Raw genomic sequence first — 21867 nt, forward strand, 5'->3', positions numbered from 1 at the left:
ATGACCATTCCTCCGTTGCCCCCGATCGTCTCCACCGAAGTTCTGGCAAGGGAACTCGCCCGCACGGACCGCCGTACCGATCTTGTGGTGCTCGATGCCACGATCGGCAAGAGGATCGGCGAGGACGGGGCGGCCGTTCGGCACGAGACGCGCGCCCAGTTCGAGGACTCGGGCCACATTCCCGGCGCCCTCTATGCCGACCTCCTCCACGATTTCTCCGATCCGTCGGCACCGTTCGAGTTCACGCGTCCGCCGGCCGAGGCGTTCGAGACGGCGGCGCGCGCGCTCGGCATCGGATCCGCGAGCCGGATCGTCGTCTATGATTCCGCCGACGGCATCTGGGCGGCGCGGCTCTGGTGGCTGTTCCGGGCCTTTGGGCACGACGCCGTCCAGGTGCTCGACGGCGGTCTGACCAAATGGCGGGCCGAGGGCCGGCCGCTTGCATTCGGCCCGGCCTCGGCGCTTCCCGGCGATACCGTGTTCGAGGCGCACCCGCGGGCGGGGTTCTTCGTCGATCTCGACGATGTCAGGGCGATTGTCGAAGGCCGTGCGGCCGGCCGGCTCGTCTGCGTTCTCCGTCCGCCGGTGTTCGACGGCCGCGAGCGGGTCTATGCCCGTTCGGGCCACATTCCGGGCAGCCTCAGCCGACCCTATCGCGATCTGATCGAGCCGGAGACGAATGCCCTGCGGTCGCTCGCGGCCCTGCGTGCCGCCCTCGGCGATCTCTCGGCGGAGCCGGAGCGGCTGATCCTCTATTGCGGTGGCGGCATCACCGCGGCGGGCACGGCGCTCGCCCTCACGCTCCTCGGCGCGCGCGACATCGCGATCTATGACGGGTCGCTGTCGGAATGGTCCGCCGATCCGTCGCTTCCCATGGTGACGACGAAACCCTGAACCGCCGGCCGCAGCGGAGCTCTCGATGGCCCTCAAGACCCTCTGGTACCTCAATCTCGCCGACGGCGACTATCCGTGGATCCCGGGCGGGCTCTACCCGCTCGATTTCGACCGCTATCGGCGTCTCGCCCAGACGATCGACGCGGGCGGCTTCTACGGGGCGCTCGTCGCCACCTGGCCGAACGATCCCTTCGTCTCCGCTTCGTTCGCGGCGAGCTACACGACGCGGATGCGCTTCCTCGTCGCCGTCTACGCCCGGATGACGCCGGCGAAGCTGCTCGCACAACAGGCGTTGACCTTCGATGCCTTCACCGGAGGCCGGCTGCTCCTCAATCTCATCAACGGGCGCGACAACATCATGGAGACCTACGGCGTCTCCACCAGCCACGACGATCGCTATGCCCTCGGCGAGGCCTATTGGCGCGATTTCCGCCGCTTCTACGCCGAGGGCAATCCGACGAACTTCCCGAACACGCCGCTCGTTCTGCCCCCCACCCAAGCCGGTGGCCCCGCGCTCTGGGGGGCGGGCGACTCGGACGCGGGCGTCGCCCATGCCGGCGCGGTCATCGACGTCTACCTGACCATGCTGCGCCGGCTCGGACCCATCCGCGCGAAGTTCGATGCGGTGCGCGCCGCCGCGCAAAGGCGAGGCCGGACCTTCGCCGACATGGGGGCACTCGCGAGCGCGGTGGTGCGGCCCTCCCGCGCCGAGGCGGAGGCGCATTTCTACGACATCTTCCGCAGGACCGGGGTCGAGACCATCGTCGCCAAGCTCGACGCCGCCGTGGTGCGGCGCACCGGCGGCCGGCAGAATCTCGCCACGTTCGTTGCGCCGAACGAGCAGCGCCAGGGATGGGTGCGCGCGCTTCTCGCCGGCCGGCTGCCGGCTCTCGAGGACTTGCGGCTCGAGGGCAGCCTGTTCGCTGGCATCACGGCGTGGTCGCCGCTCGACATCTTCGATGCGGGCTCGTCGGCGGTCTATTTCGTCGGGGACCCGGACACCATCGCGGCCGACGTCGCGCGCTATCACGACGACGCGGGCCTGACCGCGCTGATCCTCTCCGGATGGCCGCTGATCGACGAAGCGAGGCGCGTGTCCGAGCTGCTTCTACCCCGGCTCGCGGAGATCGCCTGAGCCAAAAAAGAGAAGGGCCGGATCGCTGTCCGGCCCAACCTCGCTTGAACTCGCGATTCGGGCCGTTCAGCCCTTCGCCTTGTGCTCGTCGATGAGATCGACGAAGCGGCGGAACAGATAATGGCTGTCGCGCGGGCCGGGCGAGGCCTCGGGATGGTACTGGACCGAGAAGACCGGCTTGTCCTTGAGCCGCACGCCGCAATTCGACCCGTCGAACAGCGAGACGTGGGTCTCCTCTACCTCCGGCGGTAGGCTGTCGCGATCGAGCGCGAAGCCGTGGTTCATCGAGGTGATCTCGACCTTGCCGGTGGTGTGGTCCTTGACCGGGTGGTTCGCGCCATGGTGGCCCTGGTGCATCTTGACGGTCTTGCCGCCGAGCGCGAGGCCGAGCATCTGGTGGCCGAGGCAGATGCCGAACACCGGCAGGCCCGCGTCGACGACACCGCGGATCGCCGGGACGGCATAGTCGCCGGTCGCCGCCGGATCGCCCGGGCCGTTCGAGAGGAACACACCGTCCGGCTTGTGGGCGAGGATGTCCTCGGCCGTGGCGGTCGCCGGGACGACGGTCACCTTGCAGCCGTTCTCGGCGAGCAGGCGCAGGATGTTGCGCTTGATGCCGTAATCGACCGCGACGACGTGGTGGCGCGGGGCCTCCTGGCGACCGTAGCCCTTGTCCCACACCCAGGTCGTCTCGTCCCAGCCATAGGTTTGGCCGCCGGTGACGTCCTTGGCGAGATCGAGGCCTTCGAGGCCCGACCACGCCGCGGCCTGGGCCTTGAGGGCGGGAAGATCGAAGGTGCCGTCGGGCGAATGGGCGATCACCGCGTTCGGCATGCCCTTCTCGCGGATCAGGGCGGTCAGCGCGCGGGTGTCGACGCCGCTGATGCCGATGATGCCGCGCGCGGCGAGCCAGCGGTCGAAGGCGCGGCTCGCGCGGTAGTTCGACGGGGCGGTGATGTCGGTCTTGAGAACGATGCCGCGCACGCCGGAGGCGCTCGCCGCGTTCACCGTCTCGATGTCTTCGTCGTTGGTGCCGACATTGCCGATGTGCGGGAAGGTGAAGGTGACGATCTGCCCGGCATAGGAGGGATCGGTGAGGATCTCCTGGTAGCCGGTCATCGCCGTGTTGAAGCAGACCTCGGCGACGGCGATGCCGGTGGCGCCGATGCCCGTTCCCTCGATCACCGTTCCGTCGGCGAGCACGAGGAGGGCCGTGGGCGCGGGTTCGCTCCAGCCGTCGGCGTCAATCGGGTCGGTCATGGGGGCACCTGGATTTCGAAGCACTGGATCTCGAAGCAGCGGATGGCCGGCACACGAAAAGAGCCGGGGCAGGAGGCTGCCGCCGGCTCGGCCAGCTTCGAAGCGCGAGAGGTAAGGGAGGGGCGGGGAGGCGTCAACCCCGCGCACCGGAGCCGCGTGATCCTACGCCGTCTCATGACGTTCCACACCAGATGGAAATCTCACGGCCCGAGCGCGTTTCCTCGTCCAGGCTGCGCTGACTCAGGACGATCGTCGTCCGCGATGGGCGCGGCTCCCGGGGAGCCCTGATGAACAAGTCGACGAGAGAGACAGGGACGATCGTGCACGGTCGCCTCGATCTGCCGGACATTTCGGTCACAAGCTACAATCTGGAGATCAAGGACGAGGACGGGTTTGTCGGCGATCGCGCCAGCGGCCGCGCCTTCCGTGCGATTCTCGACGACGTGCGGGCGCGCGTCGCCGAGGTCGGAGAGGATCCGCTCGGAGAGGCGCCGAGCGGGGACTTGCGGAAGCGCACGCTCGACGAGGTGCTCGAAAAGGGCGAGCCGGAGGCCGCGGGCGTTGTGCAGGGGGCGATCGAGACCTTCGCCGGCGAGCTCGCCGGCGTGACCCGGCGCTTCCTCAAGCAGAAGGCGTGGCGCGGCATTCGCCGGATCGTCGTCGGCGGCGGGTTCGCCGGGGCGCGTATCGGCGAACTGGCGATCGGCCGCGCCTCGGTTCTTCTCAAGAGCGACCATGTCGACGCCGAGCTGGTGCCCCTCGGTCTGCATCCCGACGAGGCCGGGCTGATCGGCTGCGCCCATCTGGCGCCGCCCTGGATCTTTGAAGGCTTCGACGCCATTCTCGCCGTCGATGTCGGCGGGTCGAACATCCGCTGTGGGATCGTCGAACTGCGGCGCAAGAAGGCGCCGGATCTCTCCAAGGCGCGGGTCGGTGGGTTCGATCTCTGGCGCCACCGGGACGACAAGCCGACGCGGGAGCACGCCATCGATCGGCTCGGCGACATGCTCGGCCGCCTCGTCGCCGAGGCGGAGAAGGACGGCCTGCGCCTCGCGCCGTTCGTCGGGGTCGGCTGTCCGGGCGTCATCGATTCCGACGGCACCATAGAGCGGGGCGCGCAGAACCTGCCGGGCCGCTGGGACGGCCCCCGCTTCAACCTGCCGGCGGCGATCCGTGAGCGTCTGCCGACGATCGGGGCTCATGAAACGCTGGTGCTGGTGCACAACGACGCGGTGGTGCAGGGCCTCTCCGTAGTGCCGCGCATGGCCGAGGAGGATCGATGGGCGGTGCTCACCATCGGCACCGGCCTCGGCAATGCGAGCTTCGCGAAGCGCACCTTACCAGCGTAACAGGCGCGGCCCGAGCCAGCGGCCGACGAGGGTGACGCCGCCAATCGCGATCGCGTACCAGGTCGCGACGAAGAACGGGCTGTCGTCGGGGCAGTGGGCGGCATAGAGCGTCGCCCCGATCGCCCCGGCTGCAAGCCCGCCGACGAGCCCGGCCAGTCTGGGATCCGCGGGCGCGCCGTGCCGCAGCACCAGCATGATCGCGGCGAGCGGCACCAGCGACAGAAACGGGATGGCGAACAGGCAGAACAGGGCGTTGGAGCCGATCCAGCGCGCCGCCCAGGCGTCCGACGGAATGGTCGCGGCCTCGAATCCGAGCCCGGCGGCGAGGAGGGTGAGGGGGAGGGCGAGCACGATCGCCGGGCGTCGCGGCGTCGCGTCCGGTCGCCCGAGCCGCAGCGCGAGCGCGGCCGCCGGCACGGCGAGGCTCAGCGTCACCACGAACTTGAAGGGAAAGCGCACGGTGCCGAGCGCGAGGGCGATGTCCGGCCTCACGTGCAGCGTGATGAGAAAGATCGCGGCCGCGAGCGGCAGGGCGACGGCGAGCACCAGAGCGGCGTAACGCGCCTGGGGCACGGCCCGCTTCGGGCCGTCGGCGACCAGAGCCGCGATGAGATCGTTCGTCTTCATTCGATCGCCTTCCGATAGATCGCCGCGAGCGCCTTGAGCCCGCGGTGGAGCGCGACGCGCACCGCGCCCTCGCTCATGCCGAGCCGCACCGCGGTGTCGCGCACGCTCGCCCCCTCGACGGAGAGCGAGCGGACGATGTCCCGCTGCCTGGCGCCCAGATGATCGAGCATCCGCTCGACGTCCTCGCCCTCGAACGGATCGGGCTCGGGATCGGCCGGCAGCACCTCGATGAAGTCCTCGATCGGGGCCTCGGCCCGCCGTCCGCGCCGCCGCAGGGCGTCGAACACCTTGTGCCGGGCGATCACCGTCACCCATGGCGCCACCGGCTTCGCCGGGTCCCAGGTGTGGCGCTTCAGGTGGATCGCAAGCAGCGTCTCCTGAACGAGATCCTCGACCTCGGCGGGGGCGAGGCCGACGCGGCGCACATCGCCGCGCATGGCGACCCGGAGCGCTGGGGCGAGCGAGGACAACAGCATGCGGTACGCAGCGTCGTCGCCCGCAAGCGCCGCCCGCATCCAATCCGTCCACTGCTGCTCGACCGCCCGCGCACTCATCAGATCGAGTGTACTACGCCGCCGAAGACCACGGTGTTACAGCGCGCGTAAAAAATTCTCTCCTCCTCCGGATCGAAGAAAAAATCGTGGGGGGCCGTGTAATGCGGCTTCGGTGCGGTGCGTAGAGCCCGGTAGCGAGCGGATCGAAAGCTCGCTTTGCAGGAGACACATCATGAACCGTCGTTCCGTCAATCTCGCACTCGCCGGCTCGCTCGCGAGCGCGCTCACCCTCGCCGCGAGCCTGCCGGCCTCGGCCGCCGACACCGCCGGCAAGGAGAAGTGCTGGGGCGTGGCGCTCAAGGGCCAGAACGATTGCGCCGCCGGCGCCGGCACCACCTGCGCCGGCACCTCCAAAGTGAACTATGACGGCAAGCACTGGAAGCTCGTGCCCGCCGGCACCTGCACCACGATGAAGACGCCCTATGGCCCCGGCTCGCTGACGCCGATCAAGCGCCCGACCTGATCCCGCAGGCGGCGGGGGTGCGCTCCCGCCGCCGCTCTCCTCCTCGTCCCGAGGATCCGCACATGAACGTTCCCGTCTTCCCGGGTCCCGGGCTTCCCCGCCGCGCCGGCGTGGGTTTCAAGCCGGACCATTTCGCCGACATCGCCGGTGCGGCGCAGCCGATCGGCTTCTTCGAGATCCATGCCGAGAACTATATGGGCGCTGGCGGTCCACCCCATGCCCGGCTGGCGCGGCTCCGGGCCGACTATGCCCTCTCGGTCCACGGCGTCGGCCTCTCGATCGGCGGCGAGGACCCTCTCGACGATGACCATCTCTCGCGGCTCGCCGAGCTCTGCGCGCGCTACGAGCCGGCGAGCTTTTCCGAACATCTCGCCTGGTCGAGCCACGGCGACGTCTTCCTCAACGATCTGCTGCCGCTCCCCTATACGCCGGCGACGCTCGCCCGCGTCGTCGAGCACGTCGATCGCGTGCAGACGGCGCTGAAGCGGCCGATGCTGCTCGAAAACCCGGCGACCTACGTCGTCTTCAGCGAGAGCACCATCGCCGAGACGGACTTCCTCGCCGAGATCGCCGCGCGGACCGGCTGCGGCCTCCTTCTCGATCTCAACAATGTCCACGTCTCCGCGACGAACCACGGTTTCTCGTCGGCGGACTATCTCGCCGCCTTTCCGCTCGCGGCCGTGGGCGAAATCCATCTCGCCGGCCACGCGGTGGCTGATGGGGAGGGGGAGCGGCTGCTGATCGACGCTCACGACCGCGCCGTCTGCGCCGAGGTCTGGGACCTCTACGACCGCCTCGTCGAACGGATAGGCCCGGTCCCGACCCTGATCGAATGGGACAACGACGTGCCCGATTGGGCGACGTTGCGCGCCGAGGCGGTCGAGGCCGATCGGCGGATGGCGGCGGCCGCGACGCGGGTCGCCGCGCGCGAAGCGGCGTGAGGCCCACGATGTCGGTGCTCTCGCAATCCGCCGTCTATGCGGCCGTCCGCGATCCCGAAGCGCCGGTGCCGGCGGGCTTCGCCGGCGATGCCGCGCGCCGCTTCGCGATCTACCGCAACAACGTTGCAGTCGGATGGATCGGGGCGCTCGAAGCGCGCTTTCCCGCCGGGCGGCGGATCGTCGGCGAGGATTTCTTCCGCGCCATGGCTGCGGCGTTCGTGCGCGTGCGACCGCCGCGTTCGCGGCTGCTGCATACCTACGGCGACGATTTCCCCGATTTCGTCGAGGACTTCCCGCCGGCGGCGGGCGTGCCTTACCTGGCCGACGTGATGCGCCTGGAGGCGGCGCGGACGCGGGCCTACCACGCCGCCGATGCCGCGCCGCTCCTACCGGAGGCTCTGGCGGCCGTCGCGCCGGAGGCGGCCGAAACGCTCCGCTTCGCCGCCCACCCCGCAGCCGCGATCGTGGCTTCGCCCCATCCGATCGTGCGCCTGTGGGCGATGAACGTTGGCGATCTCGCCTGCGGGCCCCTCGACGATTGGATGCCGGAAGCCGCCCTCGTCGTGCGGCCCGGGCTCGAGGTCGAGGTTCACGCGCTGGAGGCGGGTGCGGCCGCGTTTGCCTTGGCGCTGCTGGCCGGAGTCCCGCTGACGGCGGCCGCCGCGTCGCCGGACGGCGCGCCCGCGTTCGATCTTGCTGCGACGCTCGGCCTGCTCATCGGCGCCGGAGCGTTCGCCCGCGCAACCGACCTTTCCCCATCATCATCGGAAGACGATCATGCCGATCGCTGAAATGCTCGACGGCTCAGCCGTCTCCGCCCCCAAAATCTCACCGGCCGTCGCGGCCTTCCGCCTGTTCCGGCGCGGCTGCGAGGCGGTGCCGCTGTCGCTGATCTCGCTTGGCGCGCGGATCTTTCCGGCCGCCGTGTTCTGGCAATCCGGCGAGACCAAGCTCGAGGGGTGGCACGTCTCGGATAGCGCGGTCTTTCTGTTCCAGGAAGAATACAAGCTGCCGCTGATCGACCCGTGGCTTGCTGCCCATCTCGCGGCCTTCGCCGAGCATTTCTTCCCCATCCTGCTCGTGCTCGGGCTCGCCTCTCGGTTCGCGGCGCTCGCCCTGCTCGGCATGACGCTGGTGATCGAGATCTTCGTCTACCCCGACGCGTGGCCGACCCACGGCGTCTGGGCGATCTCGTTCCTCACGGTCATCGTCCACGGCCCCGGCCTCTTCTCGCTCGATCACCTGATCCGGCGGCGGTTCGATCCCCCGGCCTCGCTGCGGGCGTGACCTTCAGCCGCCGGCGAGCAGCGCGACCGCCACCGCCGGTGCGGCCCGCGCAGCCCAAGGCGCTGCCGCGGGCGCGACCGGGATCGTCTCGGCGAGGGAGATCCACCGGCGTCCGAGCCGGTGGGCCAGGGCGCGGCTCAGGAAGTCGCCGATGCCCGCACCGACGATCGGCGCGTCATCGGCAACGGTGCCGTGCGAGAGCACCAGGGACGCCGCGTCGAACAGGCTCCCGAGCTGGCGTTCGCCGAGATAGTGGGCGAGACGCAGCCAGTCCGCCTCGCGCGCGTCCGCCGCGTCGTAGCCGACCATGCGGGCGAGGCGGGCGCGGCTTTCGGCGAGGCTCTTGCCCCGTCCGTCCGCCGTCGCGTGCTGATCGACGCCCTCGGGGAGCTCGCCGGTGATGCGCCGGACGTCGGCCATCGAGGCGAAATATTCGTTCATGAGGGGCTGCCACCGCCCCGCGAACGGCACGCGGTCAGCGATCGCCATCACGAAGGTGCGCGTTGCGCCGGTATAGAGGAGCTCGCCGCTCGCGAGCCGCTCCGCGTCGCCGTAGCCCTGGGCCGCCGGCCGGGCGTCCACGATCGGAATGAGGTCCGCCGTCGTCGAGCCGATATCGACGAGGAGGGCATTCGGGCACGTCCGCCCGACGAGGGCCGCGGTCGCGTGCCAGTTGGCGGAGGCGACCGCGGCGACATGGTCTGCGGCGTCGGCGATCGGCAGGAAGCCCTTCGGCCCGGCATAGATGATTGTCTCTGGCCCCAACGCTGCGGCAAGCCGATCGGCGAGTTGCGAGATGCCGTCGCGGCGCGAGGCGAACGCGTCGGTGAGTTCGGCCGTCACCGTGACGGCGAATGCCGGCGATCCCGTCGCGGCGAAACGCTGCCTTACGCTCGCGAGCGCGTCGTCGAGATGATGCAGGCCCTGCCAGAGCGGCGTCGCGATCTGAACGACGTCCTCGATGCGTCCGTCGCGGGCGAGGGCGCCTTTGGTGTGGGCGCCGCCGACATCGAGCCCGACGATCGTCCGTCCTTGCCAGCCGTGCGGCACGCCGCTAGCGCTTGCCGGCGTGAGAGAGGCAGCGTCACCCGTGTTCACGATCGTCCCCGTCCTCGATATCCGTCATCGCCGCGTCGTGCGCGCCCGCGCCGGCGACCGGGCCCATTATGCCCCGATCGAAACGCCGCTCGCCCCGGGTTCGGAGCCGGTGGATATTCTCGCCGGCCTCGCCCGTCTTCACCCGTTCCGGGCTTATTACGTCGCCGATCTCGACGGCATCGAGCAAGGCCGTCCGAACCTCGACCTCGTCGCGCCGCTCGCCGTCACGGTACCCGAGGCCGAAATGTGGGTCGACGCAGGCATCGCCGACGCGGCGGCGGCGCGGCGTCTCGCGGAAGCCGGCGCGGGACGCGTTCTGATCGGCAGCGAAAGCGCGCCGCCGCCCCGTCTCGCGCTCGATCTCACCCAAGAGGGGCACCCGGTCGCCCTGTCGCTCGATTTTCGCGGCGACGATTTCGTCGGGCCGGCCGCGCTTTTAGACGATGCCGCGCTATGGCCAGACGTCGTCGTCGTCATGACGCTCGCCCGCGTCGGCATGGGCCGCGGGCCGGACCTCGCCAAGCTCGAGGCGATCCGCCGCCGGGCCGGCGACCGCCGCGTCTTCGCAGCGGGCGGCGTGCGCGGACCGGATGATCTCGCTGCCCTTGCAAATGCCGGGATCGACGGAGTGCTCGTCGCCTCGGCGCTGCACGACGGCGCGCTCACGTCCGCCGACCTCGCCGCCTTCGGCTGAACGCCGGTAGGCACTCCCTGAAATGAAAGACGCGCCGGAGCGGGAAGCTCGGCGCGTCGATCGTCAGGCCGCAATGGCCCGTATGCCGGAACGATCAGTTCGCGGCGAACGGGTGATGGGCGCTGTTGCGCTGGGCGGTGACTTCGGCGGCGGTCGGCTTGCCGTTGACGGCGCGCTCGAGCGCTTCCTTGGTCGCCTTGTAGTTGTATTCCTGGATCTTCGCGTCGTCCGAAGCTTCCCAGTGAATGAAGACGCCGACCGAGACGAACAGGTCGTCGGCTTCCTCGACCGGGATGATGCCTTCGGCGACCGAGTCCTGGATCGCCTTGGCCACGCCGTACTGGGCCGGGCCGAACATCTGGACGGCCTGGCGGGCGTCCTTGATGGTGACCTTGTTGAACAGGATCGTGTTCGGCTTGCAGGGCAGGTTCGGCGCGAGAACCGCGAGGAGGGTCGTGAAGCCGTCCTTGTTGTTCGTCAGGGCGTTCACGAACGCCGTCTCGGCCGCGGAACCGCGGGGTCCGATGACGAGGTCGATGTGGGCCACTTCGTTACCGTCGCCGACGAGAGACTCGCCGATGAGCACTTTAGTGATCTTCGCCATGTGAGTGGTCCTCCCTTGAGGGAATCCGTATGGAACACAAGCCGCGCGCGCCGCGTGGTGGCATTTGGGCCTGCCAAGCGGCCGCTATCCTTGTTATCGGCGTTCGGTTCCAAACCGAACCGGTTGGCCAGATAGGGTACTGGTCGTGCGGCGCGACGACCCTAATCTGAAAGACCTCGCAACGGCAAGGCGCACCGCAACGCGGCGTTTGGCAGCGCGGGTCATTCCGGGGACGGATGAAATGATCGCTGCGCGCGTCTTGAAACGGTCACCCCGGCAACCCTATCTTTGAGGTGAGATTCTCTCGCGCGCGCCAGCGGGAGGATCGCCGTTTGAGGGGGCTCATCGGACCCGAGGTCCGACCCGCGTGTCGTAAGGCGCGAAGGAGCGTTTCAGCAGGGCGAGAGAGGACAAGTTCCCTGAGCATAGCAGTGGAAATGGAGAGCACGGCCGTCCGTGCCGCTCATGAATCGGTGACCCCGGCGCGCGTTGCCGCCGAGACCCCGATCGAAGTCGTTCTGGCGAGCCTCGATTCTTCCAAGGCGGAAGAAATCTCGGACATCGACGTGACCGGCAAGACGTCGCTCTGCGACCACATGGTGGTTGCATCCGGGCGATCGAACCGACACGTCGGCGCTATCGCCGATCACCTCCTGAAAGATCTCAAGGACGCCGGGTTCGGCAATGCGCGGGTCGAAGGCCTGCCGCAATGCGACTGGGTCCTGATCGACGCCGGCGACGTCATCGTCCACGTCTTCCGGCCCGAAGTCCGTACCTTCTACAATATCGAGAAAATGTGGTCGGTGGACGCGGCGACCCCGCCGACGCCGGCGCGCGTCAAGCTCTGAGCCGGGTGGGCGTCTCGGTTCGATCGTGCGCATTGTCCTTCTCACTATCGGCCGCCTCAAGGCGGGGCCCGAGCGCGAGCTTGCGGCCCGCTATCTGGAGCGTGCTGCGAAGGCGGGGCCGGCGATCGGCCTCGCCGGCTTCGAGGTGATCGAGATCGCCGAAAGCCGGGCCGCGCGCGCAGAGGCGCGCAAGGACGAAGAAGCCGCCGCCCTGATCGCCGCATTGCCGGCCGGGGCGGCTCTGATCGCGCTCGACGAGCGTGGCCGCACCGTGTCGAGCGAGGCGTTGTCCGAGCGGGTCGGACAATGGCGCGACGGCGGCCGGCCGGCACTCGGCTTTGCCATCGGCGGCCCGGACGGGCACGGCGAGGCGATCCGCCGGCAGGCCGACCTCCTCGTCGCGTTCGGGGCGATGACCTGGCCGCACCAGCTCGTGCGCATCATGGCGGCCGAGCAGCTCTACCGCACCGTCACGCTGTTGTCGGGCCATCCCTATCACCGGGCCTGACCGGGCGGAGGGCGATGCCGGGGCGTTCGATGCTTCGCTGCGGCGAACGTGACGAAGGCTTAACTTGACCGCGCTCAGATGGCGCGACATGCACGGCGGAGCACCGACCGGCGAAGCCATTCGCGGCGCCGGGTGCGGCAGGACGATCGAGTTTGCGGACGGCGACGGCAGCGCGACAGTCGAGCGGGCGGAGGCTCCCCTTCATCGGGGCGGCGTCCGTCGTTGCGGCCACGTGCCTGATCGGCGTCCCGCCGGCGTCGGCCCAGAATGCAGCCGGCACAGCTCCCCAGGGCCATGCGGCGAGCGCGGCGCCCGCCGATCCCGCTGCCGCGGCGAAGCCGACCGACCCGAAGACGGAAAAGCAGCAGCGTGAGGCCGAGCTCGCCACGCTGAACCGCACCATGCAGGTGAGCGCGGAACGTCAGGCGCAGCTCGCCCGCGAGATCGACGCGCTCGACAAGGACCGCGCCAGCCTGAACGCGGAGCTGATCAAAACCGGGGACCGGCTCGCCTCGCTCGAAAAAGCGGTGGAGGAGAGCGCGGGCAAGCTCGCCAAGATCCAGGCCGACGAGGAACGCATTCGCGGTTCGCTCAACGAGCGGCGCGGAGAATTGTCCGAGGTGCTGGCCGCCCTCGAGCGGATCGGGCGGCATCCGCCACCGGCGCTCGTGGTCGCGCCGTCGGACGCACGCCAGGCCGTGCGCAGCGCCATCCTGCTCGGCGCGGTGCTGCCGCAGATCCGCGTCGAGGCCGATGCGCTCGCTGCCGACCTCGCGGCACTGGCCCGCCTCGAAAAAGACGCCGCCGACGAACGCCAGCGCCTCGAAGCCGATGCCGCGCGGCTCGGCGAGGAGCGGACCCGCCTCGCCCTCCTGATCGAAGAGAAGCGCAAGGCGCAGGAGCAATCGGCCGGCGAACTCGCCGCCGAGAAGGACCACGCCGCCGCGCTCGCCGCCCAGGCCTCCGGCCTCGAAGACCTGATCGGGCGGCTCGAACGCGATCTGAAGAGCGCGAGAAACGCCGCCGCCGAGGCCCGTGCCTCGGATGGCAAGAGCGCTCGGCCGAGTGCCGGCGATCCCTCGCGCCTGTCGCCCGCGACCCCGTTCGCCTCGACCAAGGGGCACCTGCGCCTGCCGACCCGCGGTGCGATCACGGTCAAGTTCGGTGCGGACGACGAATTCGGGAATAAGGTACAAGGCGACACGCTCGCGGCGGCGGCCGGTGCCCAGGTGACGGCGCCCGCCGACGGGTGGGTCGTGTATGCGGGGCCGTTCCGTTCCTACGGGCAGATCTTGATCCTGAACATGGGCGACGGATATCATGTTCTTTTGGCGGGGCTGGGCCGGATCGATGTCGATCTGGGTCAGTTCGTCCTAGCGGGAGAGCCGGTCGGAACGATCGGTGGTACGATGCTCGCAAAAGCAGGCGGAACCGACGCGGACCAGCCGCAATCGACGCTCTATATTGAGTTCCGCAAAAACGGCACTCCCATCGACCCGACCCCGTGGTGGGCGGCTTCGGCTGACGAAGAGGTACGCGGATGATTCGCAGGTTTACGCTCGTGGGCGCTGGCGTCGTGCTCGGAGCGGCGTTGATGCTGGTGGCGACGCAGCCGCGGTTTTCGCCGGCGAGCATTGCGAACGCCGCCAGTGCGTCGACCGACGTCTACCGTCAGCTCAATCTGTTCGGCGACGTGTTCGAACGGATTCGCTCCGATTATGTCGATCAGCCGGATGACGCCAAGCTCGTCGAGGCGGCGATCAAGTCGATGCTGACCTCGCTCGACCCGCACTCGGAATATCTGCCGCCCGACAAGCAGCGCGACATGAACGTCAAGACGCGCGGCGAGTTCGGTGGCCTCGGCATCCAGGTGCTGATGGAGAACGGCGCCGTGAAGGTGGTGTCGCCGATCGAGGGCACTCCGGCTCAGAAGGCTGGTGTGCTCTCCGGCGATGTCATCACCGCGGTCGATGGCAAGTCGCTCGAGGGCGTGACGCTCGACGAGGCGGTCGACCGCCTGCGCGGCCCGATCAACACCCCGGTGACGCTCACCATCAAGCGCGCGAACGCCGAGAAGCCGCTCGAGTTCAAAATCGTCCGTGATCGCATCGTCATCCCGTCGGTGCATTGGCGGGCTGAGGGCGACGTCGGCTACATCAAGGTCAACGAGTTCACCGAGAACACGAACGACGGCCTGAAGAACGCGATCGACGAGCTTTCCAAGGACATTCCGAAGGACAAGCTCAAGGGCTACATCATCGATCTGCGCAACAATCCCGGTGGCTTGTTCGATCAGTCGATCATGGTAGCGGACGATTTCCTCGACCGCGGCGAGATCGTGTCCACCCGCGGCCGCGACCCGGACAAGATCCAGCGCTTCAACGCCCGCTCCGGCGACCTGACCGGCGGCAAGCCGATCATCGTGCTCGTCAACGGCGGCTCGGCCTCGGCGTCGGAGATCGTGGCCGGTGCGCTGCAGGATCACCGCCGGGCGACCATCCTCGGTACCCGCTCGTTCGGAAAGGGTTCGGTCCAGACGATCATCCCGCTCGGCTCGAACGGCGCGATCCGCCTGACCACCGCGCGCTACTACACGCCGTCCGGTCGTTCGATCCAGGCCAAGGGCATCGAGCCGGACATCGAGGTCGTGCAGGACGTTCCGGACAACCTCAAGGACAAGGTCGAGGTGAAGGGCGAGGCGACCCGCGCCGGCCACCTCAAGGCCGAGGACGGCAAGGAGCAGCTCGCCCCCTCGCAGGCCTACGTTCCGGAGGATCCGAAGCAGGACAAGCAGCTCAACACAGCGCTCGAACTGCTCCGTGGCCTCCAGGCGAACAAGAACTTCCCGCCGAATCCGGAGACCCCGGTTCCGAACTGAGCCGGGCGGATCGACCCTCTCGCGGCGGCGCCTTCGGGCGCCGCTCGCATTTTTGGGGGAACGGTCCGAGAGCGTCGCGCTTTGACCTGCCGGCCGCTCCTTTCTATGGTCCTCCCGTCTATGATCCTTCCGCCGGTCGCCGACCGGTCCGCCATGCCGATCCGGGGGACCGCACCCCGGTCGGTCCTTCGCCTTCCGCGTGCCGCCGGCGCGCCATCCAGGGACGAACGCGCCGCTCATGAGCCGCCTCGATGTCTTCCTCGCCCGCCTGACCGCCCAGAAGGCGCTCCTCGAGCTCGTCGCTGCGAAGATCGCCGACGTGCCGGGTCCCGTGCTCGAGCTCGGCCTCGGCAACGGGCGGACGTTCGATCACCTGCGTGAGATCCTGCCGGGCCGCGAGATCTTCGTGTTCGACCGCGCCGTCTCCGCGCACCCGGCCTCGATTCCCGACGGCGACCACATGATCGTCGGCGACATTCGCGAGACGCTCGCTTATTGCGGGCCGCGCGTGGGCGCTCCGGCGGCCTTCATCCATTGCGATCTCGGCACCGGCGATCCGACCGCCGACCTCGCCCGGGCCGATTGGCTGGCGCCGCTCATCGACGCGCGCACCGCCTCGGGCGGCTATCTCGCCACCGGCGTGCGCCTCGATCTCGCGAATTTCGACATGCTGCCGATGCCCGAAGGGCTCGAAAAGAGCCGCTATTGGCTCTACCGCAAGCGGTGAAAGCGGACCGATGAGCCGCCTCGACAGCTTCATCCGCCGCCTCAAGGCGCAGAAGGTCCTGATCGAGCACGCCGCGTCGCTGATCGGCGACGTGCCGGGGCCGATCCTCGAACTCGGCCTCGGCGTGGCGCGCACCTACGATCACCTGCGCGCGCTGTTGCCGGACCGGGAGATCTTCGCCTTCGACAACGTGATCGTCGCCCCGATCGATCTCCTGCCCGATGCTCATCACCTCATCATGGGGGAGATCCGCGAGACGCTCGCCTTCTGCGGGCCGCGCGTCGGGGCCCGAGCGGCCCTGATGCACAACGACATCGGGTCCGGCGACGAGATCCACAACGCGGCGACGCGGGCGTGGCTCGCGCCCCTCGTGCCGCCGCGGATGGCGCCGGGCGGCATCGTCATCACCAGCTTCACCATGGAGCTGGCGGGCTACGAGAAGCTGACGGTGCCCCCGGAGGTGCCGGCGAACCGCTATCACCTCTATCGCGCGCCTCGGGGCTGAGAGCCCGTCGCGCGCCCGTCACCCGCCCATGAAAGGGTGAAACGAATCCGTCCCCTGGATTCGAGGGTCGGGTGCCTTATGTGTCGCTCGCACCTTCGAGAGGATCATCGTTGCAGGCCGATCACCCCCGAACATCGGACATGCTGACCGGCCTGCTCGCCGCCCACCCGGAGGAGCGCATCCGCGTCGGCGACCTCGTGGCGGGGCTGCGCAACCGCGTGTTCGGGCTGACCTTCCTCGTGTTCGGCATTCCGAACTGCATCCCGATGCCGCCGGGCGTGCCCGTCATCTGCGGTATCGTGCTCGGCTTCGTCGCCGCCCAACTCGCCCTCGGCCGGGACTTTCCCTGGCTGCCGGCCCGGGTCGCCGACAAGACCTTTCCCCGCAGCGTGCTCGTCTCGATCGTCGAGCGGGCGGTGCCGATCATCCGCAAGTTCGAGCGGCTGAGCCGCCCGCGCCTCGACGTGCTCGTGACATCCAGTGCGCGGCGGGCCATCGGCGCGATCATCGTGGTGCTCGCGGGCATTCTGGTCCTGCCGATTCCCTTCCTTGGCAACATGCCGCCGGGTATCGCGATCTGCATCTTCGGCCTCGCGTTGATCGAGCGCGACGGCCTGTTCGCCCTCGGCGGCTATGTCGCGACGGTGCTCGGCCTCGCCGTCACCGTCGGCATGACGTGGGCGATCTTCGCCGGCGCCGCGCAGCTCTTCTGAGGAGCGGCTGCCGTCCGGTCTCGCCCGTCGATCGGAGGGGTTGACGCTCCACCACGGGAGCGCGCACAGGGGAGGCCCGACCGCCTCCGAGGTATTGCCATGTCCGCGTCGCCCGATTTCCTCCTCGAACTCTCCCGTGCCGCGCGTGGCGCCCCCGAGAGCGGGATCGTCGAAGTGGTCAATTATGGGCGACTCAAGGAGGGGCTCATCCCGCTGTGGGTCGGCGAAGGGGACCTGCCGACGCCGGCCTTCATCAGCGAGGCGGCGACGCGAGGCCTCGCCGCCGGCGAGACCTTCTACACCTGGCAGCGCGGCATCCCGGAGCTTCGGCAGGCGATCGCGGATTATCACGGCCGGCTGTTCGCCCGGCCGTTCTCGGCCGAGCGCTTCTTCGTCACCATCGGCGGGATGCACGCGGTCCACATCGCGGTCGGCCTCGTGGTCGAGCCGGGGCAGGAGGTGATCGTGCCGTCGCCGACCTGGCCGAACGTGCCAGCGGCGGTCGAACTCGCCGGCGGGCGCGCCCGCATCCTGCACATGGATTATGCCGCGACCGGCTGGACCCTCGACATCGACCGGCTGGAGGCCCTGATCGGCCCCGCGACGCGGGCGATCCTCCTCAATTCGCCGGCCAATCCGACCGGCTGGGCCGCCGACGAGGCGACCCTCAAGGCGGTGCTCGCCGTGGCCCGCAAGCACGGGCTCTGGATCATCGCCGACGAGGTCTATGGCCGCTTCTCGTTCACCGGCGAGCGCGCGGCCTCGTTCCACGACGTCGCCGACGAGGCGAACGACCGCATCCTCTACGTGAACACCTTTTCGAAGAACTGGGCGATGACCGGCTGGCGCATCGGCTGGCTCGAGGCGCCGCCGGCGTTCGGTCCGGCGATCGAGAACCTCGTCCAATATACGACCTCGGGCGTGCCGGGCTTCCTGCAGCGCGGTGCGCTTGCGGCGATCGAACGGGGCGAGGATTTCATCGCCTTCCAGAAGGCGCGGGTCGGCCGCGCGCTCGACGTGATGACGAGCGCGCTCGCCGCCACCAACCGGGTGAGCTTCGCCAAGCCTGACGGCGCGTTCTACCTGTTCCTGGCGATCGACGGGTTCGACGACACGCGGCGGCTGGCGCTGCGCCTGATCGACGAGGCCGGCGTCGGCGTCGCGCCGGGCACCGCGTTCGGTCCCGGCGGCGAGCGCTTCCTGCGCCTCTGCCTCGCCCGCAGCGAATCGCACATCGCGACCGCCGCCGACCGGCTTCAGGATTGGCTGCGGAAGGCGTAAGGCGGGGGGCGCGAGGCGCGCGGAGTGTAGGATTTGGCCGCTGTGTTCGCCTGCGACTGAGACGCACGCGATTGCCCCATCACCTGCCACCTCTTCCTTCGCCCCGCTTGGCGGGGAGAAGGCGGCCCGATAGGGCCGGATGAGGGGCCTGGGTCCGAGACGTCCTTTGCGAGGCTTCGAGGCGTCTCGTTCGCCGCTTCACCCCACCCCGACGCTGCGCGTCGACCCTCCCCCTGACAGGGGAGGGTGGGGCGCCTTGTCCCTGGCGGGAGGGTTCGGCGCCGTGCCTCAGCCGCCGGCGGCCTGGAAGATTTCGTAGGTTGGGTGGGACAGGTGGTGGCCGAAGCGGCCCGTCGGGCGGTCGCGGTTCAAGCCGAGCGACTGCCACACCTCGATCAGCGCGCCGGTCAGGTGCTCGATCAGCTCGTCGGCGTGGAACGGCGTCGGCGTGATGCGCAGCCGCTCGGTGCCGCGCGGCACGGTCGGATAATTGATCGGCTGGATGTAGATACCGTGCACCTCAAGCAGCCGATCGCTTGCCGCCTTGCAGAGCTCGGGATCGCCGACGAGGATCGGCACGATGTGGGTCTCGGACGGCATCACCGGCAGGCCGGCGGCGGTCAGGACTTCCTTCGTGCGGTGGGCCTGGCGCTGCTGGGCGCGGCGCTCGGTGCTCGACGCCTTCAGATGGCGGATCGAGGCGGTCGCGGCGGCGGCGAGCGCCGGGGGCAGGGCGGTCGTGAAGATGAAGCCCGGGGCATAGGAGCGCACCGCGTCCACGAGCACCCGCGAGCCGGTGATATAGCCGCCGAGAACGCCGAATGCCTTGGCAAGCGTCCCTTCGATGACGTCGATGCGGCCCATCGCGCCGTCACGCTCTGCGATGCCGGCGCCGCGCGGGCCGTACATGCCGACCGCGTGAACCTCGTCAAGATAGGTGAGCGCGCCGTACTTTTCGGCGAGGTCGGCGATCTGGGCGATCGGCGCGATGTCGCCGTCCATGGAGTAGACCGATTCGAAGGCGATCAGCTTGGGGCGGTCGGGACCCGCCGCCTTGAGCAGTTCTTCGAGATGGGCGACGTCGTTGTGCCGCCAGACCTGCTTGGCGCACCCCGAATTGCGGATGCCCGCGATCATCGAGGCGTGATTGAGCTGGTCGGACAGGATCAGGCAATCCGGTAGAAGCCGGGCGATGGTCGAGATCGCGGCCTCGTTGGAGATGTAGCCCGACGTGAAGGTGAGGGCGGCTTCCTTGCCGTGCAGGTCGGCGAGTTCGGCCTCGAGCTCGACCAGCGGGTGGTTGGTGCCCGAGATGTTGCGCGTACCGCCGGCGCCGGCGCCCATGCGGGTCGCGGCTTCGGTGAGCGCGCCGACCACGTCCGGATGCTGGCCCATGCCGAGATAATCGTTGGAGCACCACACGACGATTTCGCGGGTCTCATCGTCGCGCCGCCAGATCGCGTGGGGGAACCGGCCCGCGATTCGCTCCAAATCGGCGAAGACGCGGTAGCGACGCTCCGCTTTCAGCGCGTCGAGGGCACGATCAAAGAAAGCCTGGTAGTCCATCCGTCGCGTTCCTTCGGGTGACGTTCCTGCTCCCTTAAGCCGGCCGGGGGCGGCCAGCTTTGATCTGGAACAGTTTCGCCAAGTCTGCGCAGCGCATTCGGGCGGATGTCGAAACGGCGATCCGTCGGCAGGGTGCGTTGGCCGGCCAATCAGACTGGAATTTTTCGCAATGTAGCCTTTCGGGGGCTGTTGTCGAAGCGCGTGTTGACGCGGGCGCAGCCGCGGGGGCGGCGCCTGAAACGGGCTCCGGACGGTCGGGGCGAGGTGCGAAGCCTCAGAACGCCTTGAAGGTCGGGATCGTCTTGGTGTCGCGGATGCCCGACACGCTGTGGACGTTCTCGTTCACGAAATGGCCGATGTCGGAATCGTGCTCGGCATAGAACTTCACCAGCAGGTCGTAATCGCCCGCCGTGGAATAGATCTCGGAGGCGATCTCCCGGTCGGCGATCGCCGCGGCGACTTCGTAGGCCCGTCCGAGCTCGCATTTGATGAGGACAAAGAAGGGCTTCATCGGGCTCTCCGCAGCGCGGGCCGGCCTGCCCGCGGGGCTCAATCAACCGGATCGCGCGGCCCGCCGCAAGGGTTAGACATCACATCACAGCCGGTAACGAACAGGGTCGTTGCTAGTTGCAAACAATCGTCCTACCGCACTGCATTCCAGCTATAGTTATGGCTTGCTTTGCCAATTCAGAGGCTGCGTCGTCACAAGAGGCGCGGTCATGGCCGGCTTTCATGCAGTGATATTCAAAGACGGCAAGCATGTTGCAAGATATAAGCAGGGGATAAATATTATCATAGCCCATATTGGTGCGCTGCTGGAGCTCGCTCCACGCCAAAATAGCATTTGATGTCATGCAATTGCGAAAGGCTGTTACGAGACTCTCAGATGCGCCTGCATTGTCGGGATCCAGCGGTTCGCTATGCGCTCTATGCAATCCGCCAGCCGCCGCCGCAAAGACACTCGTGGCGATCAACAGCAGTATGGGACGCCTTACGCGGTCGGCCAACTTGCGCACACCGGTCGGCAACGTGACTGCGTACATGGCGCTTTTCCAAACCCATCTGCCTTTAAAAATGATTCAACGGCTCTCATTTGCAAGCGCGCGCGGGGAGCGCTACATGAGCGTCATCTCATGGGGGTGCCTAAACAGGCTGAGAGGTCGTCCCGACCAACCCCTTGAACCTGAACCGGGTCATGCCGGCGGAGGGAATTGAGACGATGCTCCAGCCCGAATCGTCGCCCCGCGCACGCGTCCCTGTGGACGTGCGCCTCAATGCGATCGTCGATCCCGCGGCGCTCGGCGCCACGCCGCCGGCCGAGGCGGCGCTCGAGGCCGTCCGCGGCGGTGCGACGCTCCTGCAATATCGCGACAAGAGCGGATCGACCCGCGCGATGGTGAGCGCGGTGCGCGCGATTCTCGCCGCGGTGCGGGGCACCGGCGTGCCCGTCCTCGTCAACGACCGGCTCGACGTCGCGCTCGCGGCCGGGGCGGACGGCATCCATGTGGGGCAGGACGACCTGCCCGCCGCGGACGCCCGCCGCCTGCTCGGGCCGGAGGCGATCATCGGACTTTCCATAACCGACGCGGCCGAGGCGGACGGCGCCGGCGATCCGGCCGTCGATTATGTCGGGCTCGGCCCGGTGTTCGCGACCGGCAGCAAGGCGGATGCGGCCGACGCCCTCGGCCTCGGCGGGACCGAAGCGGTCGCCCGGCTCATCCGCGCGGCTGCGCCGGGCCTGCCGATCGTGGCGATCGGCGGCCTCGGGCTCGCCAACGCGGCGGATGTGATCGGCGCGGGCACCGACGGCATCGCCGTCATCTCGGCGATCCTCGGCGCGCCGGACCGCCGCGCCGCCGCCGCGGAGCTGCGGCGGGCGGTCGATCGGGCGCTGGCGGAGACCGGCCGATGAGCGCGGGGAGGGACGTGGAGACC

The 21867-nt window shown here is 68.9% G+C and carries 25 protein-coding genes and 1 riboswitch; of the genes, 17 read left to right on the forward strand and 8 right to left on the reverse strand.

The genetic code is table 11. From position 1 onward, the window contains the following. Both F0357_RS00005 and F0357_RS00010 read left to right on the forward strand, forming a co-directional pair. Nucleotides 1-894, forward strand: an 894-nt coding sequence (locus F0357_RS00005; protein ID WP_153477347.1) for a sulfurtransferase, incomplete at its 5' end; no start/stop codon positions are given. 25 nt (nucleotides 895-919) lie between these two features. After that, on the forward strand, nucleotides 920-2029 hold the full coding sequence (locus F0357_RS00010) for an LLM class flavin-dependent oxidoreductase (protein WP_153477349.1): 1110 nt from the start codon (nucleotides 920-922) through the stop codon (nucleotides 2027-2029). 66 nt (nucleotides 2030-2095) lie between these two features. Here F0357_RS00010 and carA read toward each other — a convergent pair whose 3' ends face one another. Further along, nucleotides 2096-3289: a glutamine-hydrolyzing carbamoyl-phosphate synthase small subunit gene (gene carA, locus F0357_RS00015; protein ID WP_153477360.1), complete on the reverse strand. Its 1194-nt coding sequence runs from the start codon at nucleotides 3287-3289 to the stop codon at nucleotides 2096-2098. 287 nt (nucleotides 3290-3576) lie between these two features. Here carA and F0357_RS00020 point away from each other — a divergent pair, with 287 nt between their 5' ends. Next, nucleotides 3577-4638 carry an ROK family protein gene (locus F0357_RS00020; protein ID WP_153477364.1) on the forward strand — a complete coding sequence of 354 codons (1062 nt, stop codon included), beginning with the start codon at nucleotides 3577-3579 and terminating at the stop codon, nucleotides 4636-4638. Here the strand turns inward: F0357_RS00020 and F0357_RS00025 are convergent. Both F0357_RS00025 and F0357_RS00030 read right to left on the reverse strand, forming a co-directional pair. Continuing rightward, nucleotides 4627-5265: an NrsF family protein gene (locus tag F0357_RS00025; protein WP_153477366.1), complete on the reverse strand. Its 639-nt coding sequence runs from the start codon at nucleotides 5263-5265 to the stop codon at nucleotides 4627-4629. The genes F0357_RS00020 and F0357_RS00025 overlap by 12 nt on opposite strands. After that, nucleotides 5262-5819, reverse strand: a complete 558-nt coding sequence (locus F0357_RS00030) for a sigma-70 family RNA polymerase sigma factor (protein WP_153477370.1) — start codon at nucleotides 5817-5819, stop codon at nucleotides 5262-5264. Before F0357_RS00030 ends, F0357_RS00025 begins: the two co-directional genes overlap by 4 nt. Before the next feature lie 172 nt (nucleotides 5820-5991). Between F0357_RS00030 and F0357_RS00035 the strand changes: the two genes are divergently transcribed. The 4 genes from F0357_RS00035 (at nucleotide 5992) to F0357_RS00050 (ending at nucleotide 8510) form a co-directional block, all read left to right on the forward strand. Beyond that, nucleotides 5992-6282 carry a BufA1 family periplasmic bufferin-type metallophore gene (locus F0357_RS00035; RefSeq protein ID WP_153477372.1) on the forward strand — a complete coding sequence of 97 codons (291 nt, stop codon included), beginning with the start codon at nucleotides 5992-5994 and terminating at the stop codon, nucleotides 6280-6282. A gap of 62 nt (nucleotides 6283-6344) precedes the next feature. Further along, nucleotides 6345-7223, forward strand: a complete 879-nt coding sequence (gene bufB / locus F0357_RS00040; RefSeq protein WP_153477376.1) for an MNIO family bufferin maturase — start codon at nucleotides 6345-6347, stop codon at nucleotides 7221-7223. Between the two features lie 8 nt (nucleotides 7224-7231). Further along, complete coding sequence (locus F0357_RS00045; protein ID WP_153477379.1) at nucleotides 7232-8014, forward strand: HvfC/BufC N-terminal domain-containing protein; 783 nt, start codon at nucleotides 7232-7234, stop codon at nucleotides 8012-8014. After that, nucleotides 8001-8510 (forward strand): DoxX family protein, encoded by a 510-nt coding sequence (locus tag F0357_RS00050; RefSeq protein WP_246161276.1) that lies wholly within the window; start codon nucleotides 8001-8003, stop codon nucleotides 8508-8510. The genes F0357_RS00045 and F0357_RS00050 overlap by 14 nt, the downstream gene beginning before the upstream one ends. Before the next feature lie 3 nt (nucleotides 8511-8513). Here the strand turns inward: F0357_RS00050 and F0357_RS00055 are convergent, their stop codons facing one another. Then, a complete protein-coding gene (locus F0357_RS00055) occupies nucleotides 8514-9608 on the reverse strand; it encodes a hydantoinase/oxoprolinase family protein (RefSeq protein WP_312861384.1) in 1095 nt (364 codons plus the stop codon). Between F0357_RS00055 and F0357_RS00060 the strand changes: the two genes are divergently transcribed. After that, nucleotides 9601-10302 (forward strand): HisA/HisF-related TIM barrel protein, encoded by a 702-nt coding sequence (locus F0357_RS00060; RefSeq protein ID WP_312861385.1) that lies wholly within the window; start codon nucleotides 9601-9603, stop codon nucleotides 10300-10302. The genes F0357_RS00055 and F0357_RS00060 overlap by 8 nt on opposite strands. Nucleotides 10303-10396: 94 nt before the next feature. On the opposite strand, the gene fae is transcribed toward F0357_RS00060, so the two are convergent. Then, a complete protein-coding gene (gene fae / locus F0357_RS00065; RefSeq protein WP_153477383.1) occupies nucleotides 10397-10906 on the reverse strand; it encodes a formaldehyde-activating enzyme in 510 nt (169 codons plus the stop codon). A 437-nt stretch (nucleotides 10907-11343) separates the two neighbouring features. On the opposite strand from fae, the gene rsfS reads away from it, so the two are divergent. From rsfS to F0357_RS00105, 8 genes are all read left to right on the forward strand, one after another. After that, on the forward strand, nucleotides 11344-11754 hold the full coding sequence (gene rsfS, locus F0357_RS00070; RefSeq protein WP_153477386.1) for a ribosome silencing factor: 411 nt from the start codon (nucleotides 11344-11346) through the stop codon (nucleotides 11752-11754). A gap of 25 nt (nucleotides 11755-11779) precedes the next feature. Beyond that, nucleotides 11780-12262, forward strand: coding sequence for a 23S rRNA (pseudouridine(1915)-N(3))-methyltransferase RlmH (gene rlmH / locus F0357_RS00075; RefSeq protein WP_312861386.1), 483 nt, complete (start codon nucleotides 11780-11782; stop codon nucleotides 12260-12262). 152 nt (nucleotides 12263-12414) lie between these two features. Next, the gene (locus tag F0357_RS00080; RefSeq protein WP_153477388.1) at nucleotides 12415-13806 is read left to right on the forward strand and encodes a murein hydrolase activator EnvC family protein; all 1392 of its coding nucleotides are present in this window, start codon (nucleotides 12415-12417) and stop codon (nucleotides 13804-13806) included. After that, entirely contained in the window at nucleotides 13803-15140 is a 1338-nt protein-coding gene (locus F0357_RS00085; protein ID WP_153477391.1) for a S41 family peptidase, read from the forward strand. The genes F0357_RS00080 and F0357_RS00085 overlap by 4 nt, the downstream gene beginning before the upstream one ends. 238 nt (nucleotides 15141-15378) lie before the next feature. Continuing rightward, nucleotides 15379-15867: a class I SAM-dependent methyltransferase gene (locus F0357_RS00090; protein ID WP_153477393.1), complete on the forward strand. Its 489-nt coding sequence runs from the start codon at nucleotides 15379-15381 to the stop codon at nucleotides 15865-15867. Between the two features lie 10 nt (nucleotides 15868-15877). Then, nucleotides 15878-16372 (forward strand): class I SAM-dependent methyltransferase, encoded by a 495-nt coding sequence (locus tag F0357_RS00095; RefSeq protein WP_153477395.1) that lies wholly within the window; start codon nucleotides 15878-15880, stop codon nucleotides 16370-16372. 140 nt (nucleotides 16373-16512) lie between these two features. Further along, entirely contained in the window at nucleotides 16513-17085 is a 573-nt protein-coding gene (locus F0357_RS00100) for an exopolysaccharide biosynthesis protein (RefSeq protein ID WP_153477397.1), read from the forward strand. Nucleotides 17086-17184: 99 nt separating this feature from the next. Then, nucleotides 17185-18366, forward strand: a complete 1182-nt coding sequence (locus F0357_RS00105; protein ID WP_153477400.1) for a pyridoxal phosphate-dependent aminotransferase — start codon at nucleotides 17185-17187, stop codon at nucleotides 18364-18366. 288 nt (nucleotides 18367-18654) lie between these two features. On the opposite strand, the gene hemA is transcribed toward F0357_RS00105, so the two are convergent. The 3 genes from hemA to F0357_RS00120 all read right to left on the reverse strand — a co-directional run bounded on the left by hemA (nucleotide 18655) and on the right by F0357_RS00120 (nucleotide 20975). Continuing rightward, nucleotides 18655-19932: a 5-aminolevulinate synthase gene (hemA, locus tag F0357_RS00110; protein WP_153477402.1), complete on the reverse strand. Its 1278-nt coding sequence runs from the start codon at nucleotides 19930-19932 to the stop codon at nucleotides 18655-18657. Between the two features lie 274 nt (nucleotides 19933-20206). Continuing rightward, complete coding sequence (locus F0357_RS00115; RefSeq protein ID WP_153477404.1) at nucleotides 20207-20443, reverse strand: Lrp/AsnC ligand binding domain-containing protein; 237 nt, start codon at nucleotides 20441-20443, stop codon at nucleotides 20207-20209. A gap of 112 nt (nucleotides 20444-20555) precedes the next feature. Beyond that, entirely contained in the window at nucleotides 20556-20975 is a 420-nt protein-coding gene (locus F0357_RS00120; RefSeq protein WP_153477406.1) for a hypothetical protein, read from the reverse strand. A gap of 82 nt (nucleotides 20976-21057) precedes the next feature. Then, a riboswitch (TPP riboswitch) is annotated at nucleotides 21058-21160 on the forward strand. Here F0357_RS00120 and thiE point away from each other — a divergent pair. Continuing rightward, entirely contained in the window at nucleotides 21152-21844 is a 693-nt protein-coding gene (gene thiE / locus F0357_RS00125; protein ID WP_153477409.1) for a thiamine phosphate synthase, read from the forward strand. (Overlaps the previous riboswitch by 9 nt.) Nucleotides 21845-21867: the final 23 nt, after the last annotated feature.

The organism is Segnochrobactrum spirostomi, assembly GCF_009600605.1.
GTDB classification, from domain to species: domain Bacteria; phylum Pseudomonadota; class Alphaproteobacteria; order Rhizobiales; family Segnochrobactraceae; genus Segnochrobactrum; species Segnochrobactrum spirostomi.